The sequence below is a fragment of the Mesorhizobium sp. M7A.F.Ca.AU.002.02.1.1 genome, from assembly GCF_003998535.1.
Taxonomy (GTDB): domain Bacteria; phylum Pseudomonadota; class Alphaproteobacteria; order Rhizobiales; family Rhizobiaceae; genus Mesorhizobium; species Mesorhizobium ciceri.
In genome coordinates this window covers 1-2,462 of the sequence record NZ_RZPB01000832.1, presented here as the reverse complement: position 1 = coordinate 2,462, position 2,462 = coordinate 1, and the positions used below count along the sequence as shown (strand labels likewise).

Here is a 2,462-nt window from a genome sequence, read left to right as displayed (position 1 = left end):
GCCCGTGGCCCGGCCTGCCTTTCCAGCCGCGGTCGGACCCGGCTGGGCAACCAGCCCGCGCACGAAATCCGGCGGATGGGCAGCGCGACGGCCCCAGCGGAAGGCGGCGATGTTCATCGCCACGGCTTCGCCATTGAGCTCGATCGCCTTCTCGACCGCCTCGGCGGACAGCGGCAGGCCGCTGTGCTGGAAGGCAAAGCCAAGCATGAACATGTTGGCGCCGAGCGAATTGCCGAAAAGTGCCGTGGCAGTGCGGGTGGCATCGAAGAAATGTGCCTTGTCGTCGCCCGCAGCCGCGCGGATCGCCTTTTTCAGCCGCTCTATCGGCAACGAAAAATCGGCCGAGCGGGCGAATTCGCCGGGCATGATCTCGGCGGTGTTGGCGACGAAGATGGTGTGGCCCTCGCGCACCGCGGTCAGCACCTTCTTGGCGCCCGACACGACGAGATCGCAGCCAAGCACGAGATCGGCCTTCCCCGCCGAAACGCGGATTGCATGGATGTCGTCCGGGGTACGAGCGATGCGGACATGGGTGAACACCGAGCCGCCCTTCTGGGCGAGGCCGGCCATGTCGATCATGCCGCAGCCCTTGTCCTCAAGATGCGCCGCCATGCCTAGCACCGCACCGACGGTGACGACGCCGGTGCCGCCGACGCCGTCGATGATCGCCGCCCAGCCCTGCTCGCCAAGCGGGAATTGCGCCGGCACGGGCACGCCTTCCAGCGGATCGGCCTTGCCGGCCAGGCCCTCGGCCTTGCGGATCTTGGCGCCGTGCACAGTGACGAAGGACGGGCAGAAGCCGTTGACGCAGGAGAAATCCTTATTGCAGCTCGACTGGTCGATCTTGCGCTTGCGGCCGAATTCGGTCTCGACCGGCTGGATCGAGACGCAGTTCGACTGTACGCCGCAATCGCCGCAGCCTTCGCAGACCAGTTCGTTGATGAAGACGCGCTTGTCGGGATCGGGGAATGTGCCGCGCTTGCGGCGGCGGCGTTTTTCGGCGGCGCAGGTCTGGTCGTAGAGCAAGACCGAAACGCCCTTGACGTCGCGCAGCTCGCGCTGGACGAGATCGAGGTCGTCGCGGTGATGGATAGTGGCACCGGCCGGGAATTCGGCTTTGCCAGCATATTTGTCCGGCTCATCCGTGACGATGGCAATGCGGTCGACACCCTCTGCCCGCACCTGCCTGGCAATCATATCGACGGTCAGGCCGCCTTCGTGCGGCTGGCCGCCGGTCATGGCGACCGCGTCGTTGTAGAGGATCTTGTAGGTGATGTTGGCATCGCTCGACAGCGCGAAGCGGATCGCCAGCGTACCGGAATGGTTGTAGGTGCCGTCGCCAAGATTCTGGAAGATGTGCTCGCGCTTGGAGAACGGCGCCTGGCCGACCCATTGCGCGCCCTCGCCGCCCATGGCCGTGAAGCCGACTGTGTTGCGGTCCATCCACAGCGCCATGAAGTGGCAGCCGATGCCGGCCGCGGCGATCGAGCCGTCCGGCACCTTGGTGGACGAATTGTGCGGGCAACCGGAACAGAAGAACGGCGTGCGCGAGCCGATGTCGGTGGCCTCGGTGAGCATTGCCTGGAACTGGCGCAGTTTTGCCACCCGCGCCGAAATCTCTTCGGACGGGCCGATGGTCCTGACGATCCTCTCGCCAAGCGCGATGGCGATCTCGTTGGGATCGAGCGCGCCTTTGGCCGGAAACAGCCAGTCGCCGCGCTCGTCCTTCTTGCCGATAATGACCGGTTGGGTGGCAGTGCCATAAAGGCTTTCGCGCAACTGTACCTCGATCAGCGAGCGCTTCTCCTCGACGACGACGATGGTGTCGAGGCCGCGGGCGAAACCGGCGATGTGATGCAGGTCGAGCGGCCAGGGGCAGCCGACCTTGAACAGCCGCACCCCGATGCGGTTGGCGGCCGCTTCGTCGATGCCGATATCCTCCAGCGCCTGGCGAACGTCGAGATAGCTCTTGCCGAGCGTGATGATGCCGATCTTCGGATTGCGGCCGCCCGAATAGACGATGCGGTTCAGCCCATTGGCAAGGATGAAGGCGGAGGCCGCGGCGCGCTTGTGTTCATGCAGCCGCTCTTCCTGGCCGAGCATGTCGATCTCGTGGCGGATGTTGAGACCGCCAGGCGGCATGTCGAACTCCGGCACGACGATGTTCAGCCGCTCGAGCGCGGCATCGACCGAGGCGGTCGATTCGATGTTGTCCTTGACGCATTTGATCGCCGCCCACGTGCCGGCAAAGCGCGACATGGCGAAGCCGTAGAGCCCGTAGTCGATGATCTCCTGGACACCGGCCGGGTTGAGGATCGGCACCATCGTGTCGACGAACAGGAATTCGGTGGCGTGCGCGTTGGTCGAGGATTCGGCCATATGGTCGTCGCCCATCAGCGCAAGCACGCCGCCATGCTTCGACGATCCGGCGAGGTTGGCGTGGCGGAACACATCGCCTGAGC

The 2,462-nt window shown here is 65.1% G+C and carries 1 protein-coding gene; it reads right to left on the bottom strand.

The window, feature by feature from the left end; all coding sequences use genetic code 11:
• The coding region (locus EN879_RS31975) for an indolepyruvate ferredoxin oxidoreductase family protein (protein WP_164774713.1) at window positions 1-2,462 on the bottom strand (2,462 nt) is incomplete at both ends.